Origin of the sequence: Paraburkholderia sp. SIMBA_053 (genome assembly GCF_046534895.1) — a bacterium.
Classification (GTDB): Bacteria; Pseudomonadota; Gammaproteobacteria; order Burkholderiales; family Burkholderiaceae; genus Paraburkholderia; species Paraburkholderia caledonica.
The window spans coordinates 1-233 of the sequence record NZ_JAWRXU010001796.1 but is presented as its reverse complement, the minus strand read 5'-3'; the positions used below and the strand labels follow the sequence as shown (position 1 = coordinate 233).

Annotated in this window: 1 pseudogene; it reads left to right on the top strand. The window is 59.7% G+C overall.

What is annotated here, in order from left to right:
• Positions 1-233, top strand: a pseudogene (locus tag SB753_RS41710) (Asp/Glu racemase); the annotation flags it as partial.

The window sequence follows — 233 nt, the reverse complement described above, 5'->3', positions numbered from 1 at the left end:
CGCTACGAGCTCTTCCCCGACGAGCGCTTTACGTTCCACTCTGCACGCATGCGCATGATGCATGTCACGCCGGAAGAACTGAAAAAGATGGACGTGGATAGCGACCGCTGCGCGCTCGAACTCAGCGACGCGCGCTGCGATGTGCTTGCCTATGCGTGCCTCGTCGCGATCATGTGCCAGGGCGCTGGTTATCACCGCACGTCGGAATCGCGCCTTAAAAAGACCGTCGAAAG